11 protein-coding genes and 1 riboswitch are annotated in these 18,886 nt (G+C 40.8%); of the genes, 10 read left to right on the top strand and 1 reads right to left on the bottom strand.

The genetic code is table 11. The annotated features are described in order from the left end of the window. The first annotated feature begins 135 nt into the window (after positions 1 to 135). The 8 genes from J2S11_RS11045 (at position 136) to J2S11_RS11010 (ending at position 15,817) form a co-directional block, all read left to right on the top strand. A complete protein-coding gene (locus tag J2S11_RS11045; RefSeq protein ID WP_307394506.1) occupies positions 136 to 5,259 on the top strand; it encodes a S8 family serine peptidase in 5,124 nt (1,707 codons plus the stop codon). A 110-nt stretch (positions 5,260 to 5,369) separates the two neighbouring features. Then, complete coding sequence (locus J2S11_RS11040) at positions 5,370 to 5,657, top strand: nucleotidyltransferase domain-containing protein (protein WP_307394504.1); 288 nt, start codon at positions 5,370 to 5,372, stop codon at positions 5,655 to 5,657. Beyond that, a complete protein-coding gene (locus tag J2S11_RS11035) occupies positions 5,650 to 6,045 on the top strand; it encodes a nucleotidyltransferase substrate binding protein (RefSeq protein WP_307394502.1) in 396 nt (131 codons plus the stop codon). Before J2S11_RS11040 ends, J2S11_RS11035 begins: the two co-directional genes overlap by 8 nt. 169 nt (positions 6,046 to 6,214) lie before the next feature. Beyond that, the gene (locus J2S11_RS11030; protein WP_307394500.1) at positions 6,215 to 7,897 is read left to right on the top strand and encodes a PAS domain-containing sensor histidine kinase; all 1,683 of its coding nucleotides are present in this window, start codon (positions 6,215 to 6,217) and stop codon (positions 7,895 to 7,897) included. Between the two features lie 436 nt (positions 7,898 to 8,333). Then, positions 8,334 to 9,680, top strand: a complete 1,347-nt coding sequence (locus tag J2S11_RS11025) for a polysaccharide deacetylase family protein (RefSeq protein ID WP_307394499.1) — start codon at positions 8,334 to 8,336, stop codon at positions 9,678 to 9,680. A 1,244-nt stretch (positions 9,681 to 10,924) separates the two neighbouring features. After that, positions 10,925 to 13,777, top strand: a complete 2,853-nt coding sequence (locus J2S11_RS11020) for a S8 family serine peptidase (protein WP_307394497.1) — start codon at positions 10,925 to 10,927, stop codon at positions 13,775 to 13,777. A 427-nt stretch (positions 13,778 to 14,204) separates the two neighbouring features. Then, positions 14,205 to 14,666 carry a hypothetical protein gene (locus J2S11_RS11015; RefSeq protein WP_307394495.1) on the top strand — a complete coding sequence of 154 codons (462 nt, stop codon included), beginning with the start codon at positions 14,205 to 14,207 and terminating at the stop codon, positions 14,664 to 14,666. Further along, on the top strand, positions 14,663 to 15,817 hold the full coding sequence (locus J2S11_RS11010) for an acyltransferase (RefSeq protein ID WP_307394493.1): 1,155 nt from the start codon (positions 14,663 to 14,665) through the stop codon (positions 15,815 to 15,817). The genes J2S11_RS11015 and J2S11_RS11010 overlap by 4 nt, the downstream gene beginning before the upstream one ends. 42 nt (positions 15,818 to 15,859) lie before the next feature. Here J2S11_RS11010 and J2S11_RS11005 read toward each other — a convergent pair whose 3' ends face one another. Continuing rightward, positions 15,860 to 16,027: an aspartyl-phosphate phosphatase Spo0E family protein gene (locus tag J2S11_RS11005; protein WP_307394490.1), complete on the bottom strand. Its 168-nt coding sequence runs from the start codon at positions 16,025 to 16,027 to the stop codon at positions 15,860 to 15,862. Positions 16,028 to 16,208: 181 nt separating this feature from the next. Then, positions 16,209 to 16,452: riboswitch (SAM riboswitch) on the top strand. Positions 16,453 to 16,615: 163 nt separating this feature from the next. Between J2S11_RS11005 and metK the strand changes: the two genes are divergently transcribed. Together metK and J2S11_RS10995 are read left to right on the top strand one after the other, a co-directional pair. Next, a complete protein-coding gene (gene metK, locus J2S11_RS11000; protein WP_307394489.1) occupies positions 16,616 to 17,821 on the top strand; it encodes a methionine adenosyltransferase in 1,206 nt (401 codons plus the stop codon). Positions 17,822 to 18,310: 489 nt separating this feature from the next. Continuing rightward, positions 18,311 to 18,871 (top strand): hypothetical protein, encoded by a 561-nt coding sequence (locus J2S11_RS10995; RefSeq protein WP_307394487.1) that lies wholly within the window; start codon positions 18,311 to 18,313, stop codon positions 18,869 to 18,871. The last annotated feature ends 15 nt before the right edge of the window (positions 18,872 to 18,886 follow it).

The raw sequence follows: 18,886 nt of genomic DNA, 5'->3' as shown, positions 1-18,886 counted from the left end.
TCACACAATCAGCTAGGGCTAAAGAATCGATTCGACAAATCCGAGCAAAAAGTAAGGATTTACGGCAGGTTTTTCATTAAACTTATAGAATCTTAATCTATCAGTTTTTATGAAAATCCAAGGAGGAGAGCAAGCTTGAAAAAGAGATTGACGTCAGCATTACTGAGTATACTACTTATCTTTTCACTGTTGCTTCCAACTGTTGGAGCAACCGACTCGACTACACTGACTGAGAGTAGTCATTCACTAATCCCAAAGTTTGAGAACACATCCATAGATTTAGATCAGATAGGTCTAAATCCAACTAAAACGCTTATTCAAGATAGGAACAATAAAGCAATTGAAGGTGATCAAAAGGTAAATAAAGAGCTTGATGGGGCTGATGATTTATCTCAGTCAGATGAGACAAACTATTCATCTGTGCAGTCTGCAAAGAATTTTGTACCTGAATCAAGTAGCAAGGAACGTATATCTGTTATCGTTGAGCTAGAAGAAACCCCAACAGAGGTCTTCGAAGTTCAGATGAAGGGACAGATGCAGTCTTTTAATACGGGCAGGATTCCAATTCAATCTCAGCACCAGAAAATAGAGCTTCAACAAAGAAGCTTTAAATCACAAGCACAATCACAGCTTAATGTTGAGATAGGAAGGGAATTTTCAACGATTTTTAACGGGATGTCTTTAACTATAGCAGCTGATCAAGTAGAGGAATTATTACATATTCCAGGAGTTAAGGCTGTTTACCCGAACAGTACTGTTTATTCTACAGAAGTTATAACTAGCTCTGAAACAATCATTCCTTTTATGTCGGGAAGTACTCCTTTTATAGGGAGTGATCAGTTTTGGGATCTACCAGAAGGAATAACAGGAGAAGGTCTTAAAGTTGGTATCATAGACACGGGAGTAGATAGAAATCATCCTGATCTAGTTGGTGCTATACCTGAAGATGGCTATTGGGGTTATGACTTTGTAAACAATGATGAAGAACCTTATGAAACAACAAAGGACGATTTTTTAAATGATCCGAATAATCCACCAGAAGTTAATGAGAATGGACGTACCTATTATACGTCACATGGAACTCATGTAGCGGGGACCGTTGCAGGACGTGGAGTAGGAAGAGGTAATCAAGATGATGACGATGAAGAAGATGACGATGAAAATGTAGTGATAAATGAAGTTGCCTCCACAGGAATTAGAGGAGTTGCACCGGGAAGCACCATATATGCTTATAAGGTATTAGGTCCATACGGTAGTGGTTCAACAGATAATGTAATTGCAGCCATTGAAAGAGCAGTCGAAGATGGCATGGATATCATCAACCTCTCATTAGGTGCAGATTCAAATAACCAATATTCAGCTGATGCTATAGCAGCCAATAATGCTGCTTATGCTGGTGTTATTACAGTTATATCTAACGGAAATTCAGGGGACGGAGCAGGTACGGTAACAACTCCTGCTACAGCAGAGCTTGCTATATCTGTAGGAGCGTCTAAGCCTCCATTACAAACACCGTTTGTAGAGATAGTAGGAAATAATACAGCCTATTACTTAGATCCATTTACAGGTACACCTCCTTTAGATGATCTAACTGAAGAATATGAAGTTATATATGCAGGTTTAGGAAAAGCAGAGGATTTTGAGGATATAGACCAAGACTTTGAAGGGCGTATTGCTCTAATAAAACGCGGGGAGATATCCTTTACAGAAAAAGTACAACATGCCATGGGTGCTGGAGCGGCTGGAGTGCTCATTTATAATAACTTACCTGGAGCGTTAGAAAGCGGTACAATTGTTGATCCAGCAAATCCTCTAGAGGACCCTATTCCTACATATGGTCTTTCAGGTCTTGATGGTGATCAATTAGCTGAGCGGTTAGAATCCTCAGGAGGATTAGAAATTAGCTTTGGCTCTCGTGAAGAGGAAGATATTATCGCTTCATTTAGTTCAAGAGGACCAGCTAGACCCCTTCAATCTATTAAACCAGACTTATCAGCACCAGGGGTAGGGATCGTATCCTCTGTACCAGACTATGAGGGATGGTACAAGCCAAGTAATGGAACAAGTATGGCTGCTCCTCATGTAGCAGGTGCAGCAGCTCTTATCATGCAAAAGTACCCTAGTCTTGATCACTTTGAGATTAAAGCACTGTTAATGAACAACACAGTTTCTCTAAATGATCGTCAAGGTCAGCGGTATAATCATATGACTCAGGGAACAGGACGCATAGCTCTTGACCGGGTTCTAGATGCAAAAGTAGTAGCTAGTGTAGCTGAAACATCAGAAGCAGTCGAACAAGGGAATGTTGTTACACATCACACGGGTAGCATGTCCTTTGGCTACGTTGGTCAAGGTGAAACGGTAAGTAGAACGGTAACACTTAAGGATATCGTTGGGGAAAATAGCTCATATGCAACAGAGGTAGTATGGCATAGTACTCCAGCTGGACATATTAGTTTTCCTAGCCAGGTAGGTGTTTCGTCCGACAGTAGTGAGCAATATACTTTTGAACTAACAATAGATAATGAAGTAGCTTCAAACCGGCGTTATGAAGGAGAGCTTTTCTTAAGAGAATCTGGCGGATCGCATGTGATTAGAATCCCTTTTTCTATGTTTGTTGGAGTGGACAATGTCGTTAGTAATCTATCGATTAGTCCAAGCATTTTTTCACCAGAAGGTTCTGAAGAGGGGTTAGGAAGAGGAGATAAGACAAATATATCCTATCTTTTAAGCTCTGCTATTTCATCTTTTTCACTAGATGTTTACTCTGTCGAAATAATTGAAGAAGAAGAAAATGGTGAAACTGAAATATATGAAAGCTTAACATGGCTCGGCACAGCATATCAGGCTTTGGACGGTAAAGAAGCAGGAATAGATAATCTAGAGTGGGATGGAAAATACGTCAGAGCGGGTACAGAATTAACGCTTGATGATGGCTATTACAAAATGGTGCCATGGGTAAGGACTGAAGATATCGATAAGGAAGTGCCAGAAACACAATCTGCTGTTTCGTTTATTGTAGATAGGGAAGCACCTGAGTATACAATGGATTCTAATATAGAGATAGACTATGATGATCAAACAGCAACACTTAGAGGACAAATTGATTACGATTTACTTGTCGAAGAATTAGTAAAAGTTGAAAACACTCCATTTACGTATAATGATGTTATTTTCATAGCTGTCATGTATGATCATGGATCTGGTTTAAACCAGGTAAATGGCTGGATAGATGATCAGGGACTCTTTGAAGTTGAAGTTCCATTAGTAAGTGGGACAAATACGCTTGAACTCTATGTCTATGATCTAGTAGATAATGGGAAGGATGTTCCAAGTGAAGTCCTTGAGGTTGAGTTTGATGTAGTAGAGGAAGATCAAGTGAGCATACAGGCCACTCCTAGCCAAATACAAGAGAATGATAGCTTTGAGCTTGACGTTAGGTTTGGAGTGTCAAGAGAAGTATATGCAGCTAGCTTTGATCTAATCTATGACTCGAGCTTAGCTAACGTAGCTGTATCTCCTAGCCCTCAATTCGAGCAGCATCAACAGGCACATAATCCAGATGCACAGCTTGAAATCAATGATGAAATTATTCATGATGAAGGACTAACAAGACGAAGCTATAGTATTGCACTTAATGAGGTAGATACAGGATTTGAAGGATCTGGTTCATTAGCTACCTTCCAATTCGACAATGTGCCTGGTGGGCAGTATGAGCTCACTCTTGAGAATGTAGAATTAATAGGCGTTGAGGGAGTACCTATTCACCCTACTGTAAGAAATGGAACTGCTAACGTATCCGTAGAAACAGAAACTGTTGAATTTACTGGAATAAGTGTAGAACCAAGTCAGCTTTCATTGGAAGTTGGAGAGACTCGGGACATCACCGTATTAGCGAATTATTCAAATGATACTTCAAGAAACATTACATCTGACGTGCAATTTGAAGTTCTTAGTGAAGATATAGTGGTGATTGAGGAAGGAAGTGTAACAGCTTTAGCTGAAGGAGAAGCTGAGATTATCATTTCCTATCAGAATGAGGTAGAAAGTATACATGATTCACTCTCCTACTTTGTTACAGTAAGAGAGGAGGGTTCTGAGGAGCCTGAAGTTCCTGAAGAACCGGAAACACCAGAGGAACCTGAAGAGCCAGAAGTTCCTGAGGAACCAGAAACACCAGAATGGCCCGAAGAGGAAGATTATTTTGAGCCGGAGTACATTACTCCACAGCCTCAATTACCACAAGGAGTAGCGGATCAAGTTAGAACAGAGATCAAGGCAAATGAAGAAACGGTCATTGAGCTTGAGAGTGGTCTAACGCTAACAATTCCAGCTGGAGCCATAGGCTTAGAAAATGCATCCATACGTGTCAGGGAAGCAACAGAGGAAGCGACAGCTGAATTACTAGAGCGCCTACGTCTAAATGAATCCTTGCAGCCGTTTGGAGTCTACTATGATTTCGATATCTTAGATGAGAATGGTCTCAGAGTACAAATCGATAGATTCCAAGAGCCTTTGATCATTACGATACCAGTAGAAGATATTGACACGGGTGAGCTTAGCAAAGAAAAACTAAGCCTCCATAAGATTATTAATAATCGTTCCGCGCAATTCCGTGGTGGAAGATTAGTAGATGATCAGATTGTAACGGAGCTGCATAGCTTTAGTAGATATATGCTTATGGGGAATGACACATCCTATAGCGATGTAACAGCAGGGAGCTTCCCTTGGGCGATACATGAGATTGAAGTGCTAGGCTCGAAGAATATCATCTTCGGGAAAACAGATCTACTCTTTGATCCTAACGCTCCGATCACACGTGCAGAATTTACAGCACTCCTAGTTAGGACATTGGGTATAGATTTGGGTCAGGAAGAGAGAAGCAGAGCTTTCTTCTCAGATGTCGAATCCACAGAGTGGCATTATGATGTGATTCAAACGGCTGTAGCTAAACAATGGGTTACAGGCTATACAGAGTCACAATTTGCACCTGCACAGCCCATTACACGAGGTGAGATGGCTACGATCCTAGCTAGAGCGTTACAAGAGCTTGGCGTTCAGCAAGGTGGAACGGTAGCTTTACAAAGCTTTAATGATCGTGCTAGCTTTAAGGATTGGGCTGAAGCTGGAATAAGTACGGTTGTGGAAGCTGGTGTGATGCAAGGACGATCAGGAAACCGTTTTGAGGCGGATGAGCTATCTACACGAGCTGAGGCCGCTGTGGTGATGTATCGGATTTTTAACGAGTTGTATAGATAACTAAATTAGCCTGCACCTATCTAGGTGTGGGCTTTTTTTAACTTGTTCAAAGCAACGTAGGAGGAAGTGTAAGCTAAGGGTAGAATAATTAAAGAAAGGAGCGAGTTACTATGGAAGATACCGTATTAAAGGAAATCTGTGCTGTAGCCCGAAGATATGGCATAAAGGAGGATATAGTCTTATTCGGTTCTCGTGCTAGAGGCGATCATTCTGCTGTAAGTGATTATGATATTGCCGTTTTTCAAAATACACTAAATGCCAAGGAAAAAGCTTTATTTTATATGGACTTGGAAGATATAGAGACGTTGAAGAAAATAGATGTCGTATTTATTAATGAGCAAACAGATAAAGAATTGCTTAAAAGTATAGAGAAGGAGGGTGTGTCATTACATGAGTAAATTTGAAGTCAAGCTAACAAATTTTTATAAGGCTCTTCAAAGGCTCAGAGAAGCGGTCAAGGAGTTTCAACAAGCTGGAGCCACCGATGTTGTCCGTGACGGATTAATTCAGAGATTTGAATTTACCTATGAGCTTTCATGGAAGACAACAAAAGAGTATTTAGAATCTATTGGATTGGTAGATAGAAACTCTCCTAAGGCGGTTATTAAGGAAGCCTATGCTCAAAAGTTGATAGAGGATGAAGATCAATGGATTCTAATGCTCCATGATCGTAATATGACTTCTCATGTGTATAATGAGGAGCTAGCAGAGGAGATAGCCAGTCGAATTGCAAACATCTATGTAAATGAATTTCAACAGCTTTTAGATAAGATAAGTAAGTTATAGTGTAATCTTCTATATATAGGTGCTCCACCTTTGAAAAGCTTCCGTAAAACCCTTCTTTGTATAGGTCGAAAGAACCAAATTTTATCTTTTTTATTACATACTTCTCCAACGCAAGACAATTATGTTAGTATCTTTACATGACATATCTTTTTACAGGGGGAGTAGGAAGATGGGAAATTCGTTCCGAAGTCGGCGGATCTTATCCTTAAAAATTATTTTTTGGTATATTGTGATTGGCTTCATCTGGTTAATTGCAACGGACAGTATGATTTCCAGTCTTCCACTGAAGGATTATGTCCGCAATCTTATCGAATTATTCTTTAATTTCCTTTTTGTGCTGGCAACGGCTCTTCTTTTTTTATACTTTTTAAATCGATATTTACATAATCTATACTTATCTCAAAGGGCTTTACGCAAAAGTGAAAAAAGACTCCGCATCCTCATCAATACGATTCCTGACTTTGTTATTCTTAAGGAGACAGGGGGAGGAGTGCTAGAGGCGAATCAGGCCGCCCATGATTTTTTTGAAATGAATGGTAGGAATATGATTGGCAAGGATGTCGCTGAGCTAGAGGAAATGAGTGAGCTACATAATCGGCAATACTGGAGTTTTTTAAAAAACTCTGATCAAGAGACCCTACATTCTAAGAGCATCCATCGTTTAGAAGAGGTTATTACTAGAGGGGCAGAAGCCAAAACGATCGAAATTACCAAGGTTCCTATCTACCACGCCCCGGATCAGCATGAGAATATTCTGGTGATCGGTAAGGATATTACGGAGAGGAAACGAGTAGAGGATGAGCTCAGGATGATTAAGGATCAGCTTGAAAATTTCATCAGTACCAGCGCCGATGCGATCCTTTTCTATGATATTGATGGAACGATTAGACGGGTTAATAACGCCTTTGAGCAAATGTATGGCTGGACGGCGGACGAGATTGTAGGCATGCGCACGAGGGTTACCGTTCCCTTAGAATGTCGCAAAGAATCCAGAGATCTCTATTTTAAGCTGAAAAATGGGGAGCAGATCATCGGTCATGAGACGGTACGCCAGAGGAAGGATGGTACTAGGTTTCATGTCAGTGTGACTTTTTCACCCATTAAGAATCGTAAGGGAGAGGTTGTTTCTGTATCTGGGATTATCCGGGACATTACCGAAAGGAAAAAGTCAGAGGAGCTTCTGCGTAAGTCGGACATGCTCTCAGTGATTGGACAAATGGCTGCGGGTGTAGCTCATGAGATACGTAACCCGCTAACGTCCCTAAAAGGCTTTGTGCAGCTGATTCAGCTAGAGCAGAGCTATAATCCTAAATATATCAATATTATTTTATCTGAGCTTGATCGGATTAATACAATTGTGAATGAGTTTATGGTGCTTGCTAAGCCTCAGGTCGTTAGCTTTGAACAGCGTAACTTAAATAAGCTTGTCCTTGATGTTGTGACTATATTAGAAACACAAGCGATTTTACATAACTGTGAGATTATTACGAAGTTTTCTAAGCAGGACGCTCTCCTGATGTGTGAAGAGAATCAGCTGAAGCAGGTTTTTATCAATGTGATTAAAAACTCAATCGAAGCGATGCCCAAAGGTGGAAAGATTACCATTACGATTGATCAGCCCGATGAGCAGAATATCTCTGTCGAGGTAACGGATGAAGGAAACGGGATTCCGGCTGAACGGATTAAGCGGTTAGGCGAGCCTTTTTATACCACAAAGGAAAAGGGAACGGGCTTAGGCTTGATGGTCAGCTACAAGATCATTCGTGCTCACCAGGGGCATATGGATATTAAGAGTGTAATAAGTAGGGGGACGACCGTTTTGATTACTCTACCAATTAATCATAGTGAATAAAGCCTTGCACTAGATCACTTTATCGCTCTACAAATGAATCATAGTGAATGAAGGAAGGCTTATGTAGATCACTCTACTACTCTACGAATGATTTATAGTGATTAGGATTGTAGTAGATCACTCTACGAATCAATCATAGTGAATGAAGGATTTAGTAGATCACTTTATCGCTCTACGAATAATCATAGTGAATGAAGGATTTAGTAGATTTTCTTTTATCCGATTGGTTAAAATCTATGTTCCCATGGCTTTAGCTAAAGTATAATGAAGGATATAAATACAGCGAGAATAGAAGGGCCCTACACATAAATAGAAATGTACACATAAATAGAAACGTTTACAGAATACATACGTATTACTATTCATAGCAAATAGATACGCACTGTACATATGGGTATGTGGTACAACTCAGTAGGGCATGTGGGGAGAAACACAAATGGCTGCAGAAAAAGAAAAACGACAAGATCGCATTCATCCTTTAAAATGGGCGTTAATGGTTTCATTAATCGTATTCATTTTGTCTTCCTCCTATTTTCTTTATTATGAGCTGGAACAGGAAAGAGCGCGAGCGCAGGGCATAACGACGGAAGAGCAGCTTCTTGCGTCTGCTCAAACCATAGATGAGAACACTTTAGATCAGGAGCTAGAGCAAGGTGCGGAGGAGAGCAATTCAGAGGCTTTGCTTACTGATGGAGCAGAGTCAACTGATGCTGTAGAAGGAATAGTTAATACAGATCATCATCCAGAACAGCAGCAGGAAGTGCTTGTTGTTCAGCATGAGGAATACATAGAAGATACAAACGTGCAGGAACCTAGTGGAACAGTAGAGCGTCCAAATGATTCTCGAAGAAACCAAAATGGTGGACAAAATCTAGATCAAAATAGTAATCAAAATCGTGAACAAAATGGATATGGGGGCAACCAATCTCCTGCTAATCAATCTGGAGAGCAGCACTCAAATGAGGATCAGAATCTGAATGGAGAGCAACAAGGGAGTTCGGAGAGTTCGAATCTAAAGGAGTCCTTTCAGGGATATGTTCCTATCCTGATGTACCATTCTTTTAAACCAGGTGGATCTACTAGTGTAGAGGTTGATCCTGAGGATTTTCGCGAACAGCTTACCTATTTAAAAAATCAAGGCTATGAAACGATTACAGAATATGATCTTGTGGAAGCGATTCATGGAACAAAGGAGCTTCCCGCCAAACCTCTTCTAATAACCATTGATGACGGGTATTTAAATAACTATACGTATGCGTACCCTATCCTTAGGGAGTTAGGGATGAAAGCTAGCATTTACGTTGTCACCAAACACAGGGGAGAACAGCCAGGGCGTTACGAGCATTTCACTTGGGAGCAGGCCAAGGAAATGGTAGATTCGGGTGTGATCACGATTCAGAGCCATACACATAACCTGCACAGCAAAAAAGCTGGCCAAAATGGGCTGGAAAAAGCATTGGTTCAGCGAATGCTGTTAGAGAATGGTTCGCTTGAATCAGAGGGAGAGCATCGCCAGCGAATAAAAGAGGACTTTCAGCAGTCTAAGCAGCTTATTGAGCAGCATGTTGGAAAGCAAGCTGTGGCTTTAGCGTTCCCGTTTGGTACATCAAATGCAGAGGCTGTTGCTGTGGCAAGAGAGCTAGGCTATTTGCTTCTTTTTAGCATTGATCGTGGTGTGTTCTATTTAGATGGATCGACACATCGTATTCCTCGATTTAACGTTCCTGGGGGGACAACGGGCCAAGAAATTGAGGCTATGCTGCTACAATATGCTGATCGCTAAAATCTGATAGATTTATAAATTAAATCTATCAGTTGAATTTATCAGTTAAATTTAATGATAAAGTCTAATAGAGCCAGCCGTGATGAACTCAATAATCATTACTCTCTATTTTTCGTTAATAATGGTAATTTATATCTGTTTATGCAACAATTAATAATAAAAAAAGTGAAACTAACGCATGCTTTTATCCGTATTAATTAAGAGAGAAAAATTAAATAGGCATAGAAAATGAAAATTGAAAGATGAAGAAGTAAAGTATAGATAAGACGTTATTTTGGGAGAATAGATAGCAAGATTAAGGTAGAAAGCAAAGTAGACGATAAAGTAAATAGAGAATTAGATTGATAAGTAGATAAAGAAAGCAGATAAAGAATTAGATAGAGAATTTGGATAGAGAATTAGATTGATAAAGTAGATAAAGAATTAGACTGAGAAAATAGATAGAAAAAGTAGATAGAGAAAGTAGAAAAAATATAACTCAACTTCCGCAGGCTGAAATTAGCAAATAAGGCTTTATATGATGAAAATTGGCCAGCTATTCAGTAGAGTAATTAACTTACAATTCATTTTCAGCTTTGGCCTTTTGCATGGGACGAACTCAAACTCAAACTCAAACATCATAAAGTGACTTTAGTGAAGCTTTTCTGGTTTTCGATGCGGTCCATGATTTATAACTTGCTCTAACGGACAAAATTGCATCTTAGCGAGGTATTTTTAAACTTTGTAAATTCTAATGGACAAAATTGCATCTTAGCGGTGTAAATCGAATCAAAATCAATGAATTTTCATTCTAAAGGTCGAAAATGTCCGTTAGAGATCAAATCAGGTAAAAATGGAGCTCTAAGGGTCAAAAATGTCCGTTACAGGTGAGAGACAGTAAAATAAAACAAAGGCAGCGTGGAAAGCCGACAAAGTTGGGGGAATTTAGCCCAATTGCAAGACTATCCTGTCAACAAATACTTCAGATTAGTCCTAGATCCTTAAGGTCCTATAGATTATTTATAATTTGTCTCTGCAAAAGTTGAGGATTTAAGATAAAGAGTAAGATAGTGAAATAGGATAGAGAGTAGGATAGTTAAATAAGATAAAGAAATTAAGATAAGAAATTAAGATAAGAAATTAAGATAGAGAAATTAAGATAAAGAAATTAAGATAGAGAAATAATAGAACAGATAAATAGAGAGATAGAGAAAAAGAGAGATAGAGAAAAAGAGCATAGACAAACCAAGGGGGGAGAGGAAAAAATGAAGAGCAAGCTTTTTTTTATTTTGCGTTCCCTTCTTTTGCTTCTCCTGATCATGGTGGTGTTAGTAACCTTCTTAACTATCTTCTCCAAGCCTGACGTTCCTGTCTCTGAGGCTCCTTTGCTAGAAGTGCCTACAGAGTTTGAAGAGCATTCACATTGGATTGTGAAGTGGCTTGAGGACTTTGAGCAGCCTTCCATGGATCAGATGGAGATCCTCCATATTGATCATGAGCGGAGGCTAGCTCTAATTCGGCTGTATGAGGATGTAGACGTATTAGCTTGGTATATGGAATGGGTACATATGGAAGAAATAGAATATCTAGAGCCTGATTATACGATGACTATCGATTCGGTGAGCTTATCTAATGATCCCCATAGGTCTTTACAAACGTACTTAGCGCAAATTGAAGCTTATGCTGGATGGGAGCTAGTGCGAGCAAACCGAGACATTACCATCGCTATTTTAGATACAGGAGTGGACACCTCCCACCCTGATTTAAAAGAAAACCTAGTACCGGGCATAAATCTAGTCGATCCTTTATTGCCTCCTGAAGATGATCATGGACACGGCACTCAGCTGGCTGGAGTTATTGGAGCTGTAGGTAATAATGAGGAAGGGGTCGCTGGGCTGTTATGGTCTACGAATATTATGCCTATAAAAGTCCTACCCGCTGAAGGAGAGGGCTCCCCGTTTCTTGTGAGCCAAGGGATTTATCAAGCGGTAGATCGTGGAGCATCCGTTGTGCTTATGTCCTTAGGAAGCCCTGTTTATAGTAAGACGTTGGAGGACGCTGTGCTATATGCTGAAGAAAATGGCGTACTTCTTGTGGCCGCTACGGGCAATGAGGGGGGACGAGTGAATTATCCTGCTGCTTTTCCGACCGTTTTAGCCGTTGGAGCCGTGAACGCAGCGGATGCACCAGCTCCTTATTCTAACTCAGGTCCTGAAATTCACATCGTCGCTCCCGGAACCGTGTATACCACCGGATTAGCTGGAGAGTATCGTTTGGCTACAGGTACGTCCCTATCCGCCGCTCAAGTGGCTGGTTTAGCTGGATTGGTCCTGAAAAGACATCCTGAATTTACCCCTGCCCAATTACGTAACCACTTGTTGTATACGTCTGAGGATGTCCATGAGCCAGGCTGGGATGTACAAACAGGTCATGGACGTATCAATGTCTGGAAGGCACTGACTACACCCCCAGCAACAGATATCTACGAGCCGAATAATAGTATGGTACAGGCCGCTCCGTTTCCTATAGAATCAATGATTTCCGCTCAGCTAGCCGATGAGGAGGATATCGATTGGTTTAAAATTGACTCTCCTTATCAAGGGGTGTTGACCCTATCTGTGGAACTGTCTGAGCCACGTGAAGAAGGGCTTGAGCTGATCTACTTTAGTAATAGAGAACAGGATCAAACGTTCCGTTATCATGTTAATCATTCAAGAGAAATTCGGTTAATGGTTGATTCAGGAGTTTCACATATTAAGCTAAGATTTCATGAAGATGAGCCGCATACGAGACCTATATCGTATTCAATGACAAGCTCATTCACCATTTATGCTGATCAACAAGAGCCTAATAATACGAAGGAACAAGCCTTCCCATTAGAGGGGAACGGAGAAGTATTAACGGGGACGTTCCATAGAGATAATATGCGAGACTGGTACTATATTGATGTACCGCAAAAAGGAGAGCTAGATATCCATGTATCGGTCGATACGCTTCGTCTAGATCCTGTCCTCTATTTAGAGCGACCGGATGGGACATCGGTCAGGGTTGATGAAGGCAACGTTAGTAACGGTCAGGAGGAGAGGCTTGTTACGGACGTAGAAAGAGGGAGATATTATCTTCGCCTGCATCATTATTATGATAATAAGGTGAACGGAGAATACTATCTACGAACCACATATCGTCCTTATTTTGAAGATGAGAATGAGCCGAATAATAGCCCGGTACAAGCTACTAGACTTCTTCTATCACAAATCATAGAGGCTACAATTCATACGAGGACAGATGAGGATTGGTATAGAGTAAGGGTTAGAGATCAAAATCAATACGTGACGATCCGGGCCTACGGTATACCTTCCTTTGTTAGCTTAAGTATAAGGCTTTATGATGAAAATGAAGAGCTGATCACTGTTAAAACACAACACGGAAATGAAAAAGAAATTCATATTGGCCGAAGGCTTCAGCCTGGAATCTATTATATTCAAGTTAATGCTAGACAAGCATTTCCTTTTGAATCCTATCGCTTGCAAGCCAGTCAGAGTACGATCATAGGTGGCTATCGAGATATTCGCAGGTTTTGGGCTCAGGATTCTATTGTGCTTGTGTCCCAGCAAGGCTATTTTGAAGGAGTGGGAGATTACCTCTTCCATCCTGCGGACCCAGTGACTAGAGCAGCGGTGGCTCAGGTCCTTCAGCGTATGTACAGCTTTGACGCTAATGCAGAAGCTGAGGGAGACGCGTTTGAAGACGTTGGACAGGAGCATTGGGCCAGTGAAGCTATTGCTCAAATGAGTGAATCTAACGTGATGGACGGCTATTCTGATGGAACTTTTGCCCCGTCTAGGAGTATAACTAGGGCAGAGGTAGTTACTATTTTTGAGCAGCTTATTCTGCGGCAAATGAACGTTGAGCCGACTACACAAAGAACGATTACGTATAGAGATTTGTCTTCAAATCATTTTGCCTACGGCTCAATTATGCGCTTATCTCGATTGGGCGTCATTACGGGATATGCCGACTACACCTTTAAGCCAAATCAAGTGATGACTAGAGCTGAGTTTGCTAGATTTGTGGAAAAGGTAGTGGAGCTCCAGGAGGAAAATCATTCTGCACTCTAAAAAGACTGATCCATGAAGCGTTACTTTTTTAAAGCAGATATACTTTTAAAAATGGATATTCTTTTATAAAGCAGTTCGTAGAAAGAATCTTTCCTAAGCAGTAACTGCAGAGGTTTGCTTCCAAGCGTAGTTCTTGGATAGGTTCGTTTCAAAACAGTACGTGTTGAGGTTTGTTTCCAGCGGTGTTCGTGCATGGGATCGTTTCAAAGCCGTAGGCGTAGAGGTTTGTTTCCAGCGGGGTGTTCGTGCATGGGATCGTTTCAAAGCCGTACGCGTAGAGGTGTGTTTCCAAGCGTAGTTCGTGTATAGGTTCACTTCCGACCAGATTGTTGAGACTGGATATGCTCACTGGCGCAAGTTGCAAAACAATGGTACATTTAAGAGAATACTAGATTTGTTTTAATGTTTAAATGGGGAGGATAACAGAATGAAAAGATGGCAAAAAACAGCGGCTTTATCTACCGTTTTAGGAGCTATGCTGCTCGGAACGACAGCAGGAGCGAATACAAATGGACTTGGCTCCGTGAACGATCCGCTCGTGACTAAATCATACGTTGATCAGCAAATTGCTAAGGTTTCTGGAGGATCCACAGGCGGTGGTGGAGGCGTTGAGGTTGAATCTACTCTTAAGGTTGTTCAGCTTCAAACAGGTCAGCAACTAATCGGACAAGCAGGTACTGAAATTATTGTCAGAACAGGACAGGTTAAGGGCTTAGTTAGTCCTGGTGGAGATGGCTTGTCTGATGTAACAGAAGGGGTAGATATCCGTGGTACAAGAGTACCAGCGAATCACCTTATTCTTATCCCACGTACAGACGGTAGAGGAATTGAAGTCACCAAAGGTCCAAGCAGCATACTGGTACGAGGAAGCTACGAGATTAAGAAATGAGCTTGAAGCGCAAGTATATTGAAGAGATTGATCTGGTTCGTGGCTTAGCGATATTAGGTGTTCTTTTCGTTCATGCAACGTCCTTTCCGATGGTAGAATTGGCGGAGCATTCTAGAGCGTACCCCCTCTACCTCATCCTAAATAAGTTTGGGAAGCTGGGAACGCCTACGTTTATTTTTCTAAGCAGCCTTGTTCTCTTTTATACGTATTATCATCGGACGCTCAACAGAGAGCGCCTGCAGCATTTCTATTCACAGCGGCTGAGCTTTATTATTGTCCCTTATTTGCTGTGGTCGGTTGCGTTTTACATGCTTCGTTTAACAGGTGGTTTTGAAAACATGGACGGGGTGCAGAACTTCGATTGGTCTCGCTTTTTGGGGCATGATCTATTATGGGGGAAAGCACACGCTCATTTGTACTTTGTTATTATTAGCATTCAATTTTATATTATATTCCCATTACTATTACTGCTGCTACAAAAGCAAAAAGGCTTGGTTAAGTGGATTTTCTTAATCGGCTTTTTAGGGCAATGGGGCTTCTTCTTCTATAACAACCTAGCTGAGGTTAAAGTGACATACAAAGGCAGTATAGCGTTATCCTATCTGAGTTATTATACGCTCGGTGCTTTTGTTGGGGTTTACTATGAATCGGTGACAGCGTGGTTAAAGAAGAAGGCTAAGCTAATGGTTCCTATTGTGACCCTTGCTTGGCTAGCTAGCGGAGCGTTTCATGCTTATATCCACTATCCGGCGTATAAGTACGGAGATTGGTTTAATTCACGATGGTATGAGTTTGGCTGGAATATGTACACACTGATTTCGGTCCTGATGCTCTATTACGTCGCTTTGTGGTTTATTCATAAAGCTCCAAGACTATGGAGAAGTGTATTGGCTAAGCTAGGCCTAGTTTCCTTTGGAATCTATCTGATCCATCCGATGGTCTTATACTTCTGGAGAAAATATGTAGAAGCGTCTGAAATACCGATTGTGTTTCATCTACAAATCTTGGGTGCCTGGTCGGCTGCATTATTTGTTTCCTGGCTCATCGTCTATCTCGTTCAACTGACTCCTCTTTCTTGGATTATCTTTGGACAGGCGAAGGGTAAAAAGAAGACGGTAGCGAACCAGACCCCGGAGGCTCCAAAAAATTAATAGACAAAAAGCGTTCCTAACGATTAAGTAGTTAGGAACGCTTTATTTTTGACGTTCAAGTTCATTGATTTCATTTAACAAAATATCAAGCTCTTGGCTAATTTCTACGATATCTGGATGAGAAAAGTCCTGATAGACCTTCACCTTCTCATGGAGGACATATCTCTTAATCTCAACTTCTGCATACAAGCTGTCTAGTTTATGAACCAAAAGTATCCCCCCATTCAGTCGTACCGTTATTGTACTATACTTTTCATCAGGTTCAAACCAAATTGGCTAAACATTTTAGAAAAAATATCCTCTTTACCTAAAATTCCTCTGTTGTCAGTCCTCAAGAATAATACGTTGACAGCTAACCTAAAATAAGATAGGATATGTCGTGACACGGATACTCTTATCCTGAGTTAGTGTGAGGGACAGGCCCAATGACACTCGGCAACCTTCTCTACCAGTATACGTTAAAAAAGCGAATTTCATGCTTTTAGAGGCAAAGCAAATTTTTAAGGCGAATCAGTATCACTTAGCTGCCAGATGAAATCTAATTTGCTTTCCAAACAACGATACGAAAGAAGAAAGGTGCTAACCTGCAGGAATGCACATTTTTGAAGCAACGTGCATTTTCTGAAAGATAAGAGGTAAAAGGACGTTTGTAACCACACAGGCTACGCCTTTTCCTCAAGGAAAGGTGTTTTTTCATTTCCTTGAAAAAGCTGCAGTCTTTACAGATGAGAAATGAGTATCGGTTAAGCTTAGCTTCAGATAAATACAACTGGTTAGTGAAAGGGAGGAATGCAAGAAATGACCTTAAAGAAAGGCCATCGTTTATTTACTTCAGAATCTGTAACAGAGGGACATCCAGATAAAATGTGTGATCAGATCTCGGATGTGATTTTAGACGCTATTCTTGAAAAAGATCCAAACGCTCGTGTAGCGTGTGAGGTCTCTGTGAGTACAGGATTGGTTCTAGTTGCAGGTGAGATTACAACAGAATGTTATGTAGATATTCCAAAGCTGGTTCGTCAAACGATTAAAGAAATTGGATATACAAGAGCGAAGTATGGCTTTGATGCTGAAACCTGCTCTGTACTTACTGCGATCAATGAGCAGTCTCCAGATATTGCTCAAGGGGTGAATCAAGCTCTTGAAGCACGTGAAGGTAGTATGACAGATAAAGAAATCGAAGCTATCGGTGCTGGAGATCAGGGACTTATGTTTGGCTTTGCTTGTAAAGAAACACCTGAGCTTATGCCATTACCTATTTCTCTTTCTCATAAGCTAGCTCGCCGTCTTAGTGAAGTGAGAAAGGATGAAACGATTGATTATCTTCGTCCAGATGCAAAAACTCAAGTAACGGTTGAATATGATGATCAAAATCAGCCTGTACGTATAGATACGATCGTTATTTCTACACAGCATCATCCAGAGGCTAGCCAAGAGCAAATCAAAAAGGACTTAATGGAAAAAGTAATCATTCCTACCGTTCCAGCAGAGTGGTTGGACGGGAATACGAAATATTTTATTAACCCTACTGGCCGCTTTGTTATTGGTGGACCTCAAGGAGATGCAGGTCTAACTGGCCGTAAAATTATTGTAGACACGTACGGTGGATATGCTCGTCATGGAGGCGGAGCATTTTCCGGTAAGGATCCAACGAAAGTGGACCGCTCTGCCGCTTATGCTGCTCGTTACGTAGCGAAAAACATCGTAGCTGCTGATTTAGCCGATAAGGTTGAAGTACAGGTGGCGTATGCGATTGGAGTGGCACAGCCTGTTTCTATCGCTGTCGATACGTTTGGTACAGGGAAGCTCTCCGATGATGAGCTTGCTGAGATCGTGCGTAAGACATTCGACCTACGCCCTGCAGGTATTATTAAGGAGCTAGATTTGCGTCGTCCAATCTATCGCCAAACGGCTGCTTACGGACACTTTGGCCGTACAGACTTAAATGTCCCTTGGGAAAATACAGATAAAGTGCAAGCACTTCAAGCATTAGCTCAAAAATAACAAAAATTGCAGAACATAGGAGGTGTAATGTTCAGTATTGAAGACATGCACCTTCTCATTTAATATCTATCTAGTTCTCCTATCTCAAAAGATGGGAAAAACTAGATAGATTTTTTTATAAATCATCCTTTATTTCTAATTTGAATTGAAATGAATTGTAAAAAAATATGACGAATTTCGACAAAAATTCCTTACAATTTTAAAAAAGTACGCTATAATTAGTCTAAAACTATATAATATTCAAAAAATATTTTCGTAATTTAACGATTTTTACCTTGCGCAACGTATGGGTTATTAGGTATAGTAAAAATGTCACGATAAATCAAAAATATCATTTATGCAGGTAATTTTATGAAGTATACTGTAAGAGAGTAATGGATGGATTCACACCATAGTCCCGCTGCTAGAAAAACACAGCATGTTATAGGCATAAAGTCACTGAATGAAGATGGGGGCTCTCATCGGATGAAAGCGAAGGGAGGTAAACGTATGTCTACCAACGTTTCAATAATTGATGGTGTGATTGAAAAAACACTGGACTCTATGGAACAGTGTAAAAATCAAATCTTTGAAATCGCTGAGCAGTCAAGGCGCGAAATGCAGGATCTGCTTTATGAAATTGAAACGATCAAGCGTGATGTCCTGCAGGTTATCAAAACCAGTGACAGGCTTGATAAACAGATGCGTATTGCTCGACTTAAGCTTTCAGAGGTCAGTAAAAACTTTCGAATCTACAAAGAAGAAGACATTCGCAAGGCGTATGAAAACGCAAGTAACATTCAGCTTGAGCGTTCCATTCTGCAGGAAAAGGAAAACCAGCTACGTGAAAAAAGAGATGAGCTTCAATTTCGTTTGAGAAGTGTACAAGATACCGTTCAGCGAGCAGAAAGTATTCTCACTCAGATCAGCGTGGTGATTAACTACTTCTCCTATGATATTAAGCAGATGGCCGATCTGCTAGAGGATGCCCAGCAGCATCAGCAAATGGGCTTACAAATCATACAAGCTCAGGAGGAGGAGCGCAAGCGCTTGGCTCGTGAGCTTGTATGATTTGTAAGCCCAATC

This window comes from Bacillus horti (assembly GCF_030813115.1).
Classification (GTDB): Bacteria; Bacillota; Bacilli; order Caldalkalibacillales; family JCM-10596; genus Bacillus_CH; species Bacillus_CH horti.
This window is presented reverse-complemented; position numbering and strand designations above follow the sequence as displayed.

What these genes read in the sequence shown, in the direction of transcription:
- J2S11_RS11040 (WP_307394504.1), top strand. Translation starts at nt 5,370, where the DNA reads ATGGAAGATACCGTATTAAAGGAAATCTGTGCTGTAGCCCGAAGATAT.
- J2S11_RS11035 (WP_307394502.1), top strand. Translation starts at nt 5,650, where the DNA reads ATGAGTAAATTTGAAGTCAAGCTAACAAATTTTTATAAGGCTCTTCAA.
- J2S11_RS11030 (WP_307394500.1), top strand. Translation starts at nt 6,215, where the DNA reads ATGGGAAATTCGTTCCGAAGTCGGCGGATCTTATCCTTAAAAATTATT.
- J2S11_RS11025 (WP_307394499.1), top strand. Translation starts at nt 8,334, where the DNA reads ATGGCTGCAGAAAAAGAAAAACGACAAGATCGCATTCATCCTTTAAAA.
- J2S11_RS11020 (WP_307394497.1), top strand. Translation starts at nt 10,925, where the DNA reads ATGAAGAGCAAGCTTTTTTTTATTTTGCGTTCCCTTCTTTTGCTTCTC.
- J2S11_RS11015 (WP_307394495.1), top strand. Translation starts at nt 14,205, where the DNA reads ATGAAAAGATGGCAAAAAACAGCGGCTTTATCTACCGTTTTAGGAGCT.
- J2S11_RS11010 (WP_307394493.1), top strand. Translation starts at nt 14,663, where the DNA reads ATGAGCTTGAAGCGCAAGTATATTGAAGAGATTGATCTGGTTCGTGGC.
- metK (WP_307394489.1), top strand. Translation starts at nt 16,616, where the DNA reads ATGACCTTAAAGAAAGGCCATCGTTTATTTACTTCAGAATCTGTAACA.
- J2S11_RS10995 (WP_307394487.1), top strand. Translation starts at nt 18,311, where the DNA reads ATGTCTACCAACGTTTCAATAATTGATGGTGTGATTGAAAAAACACTG.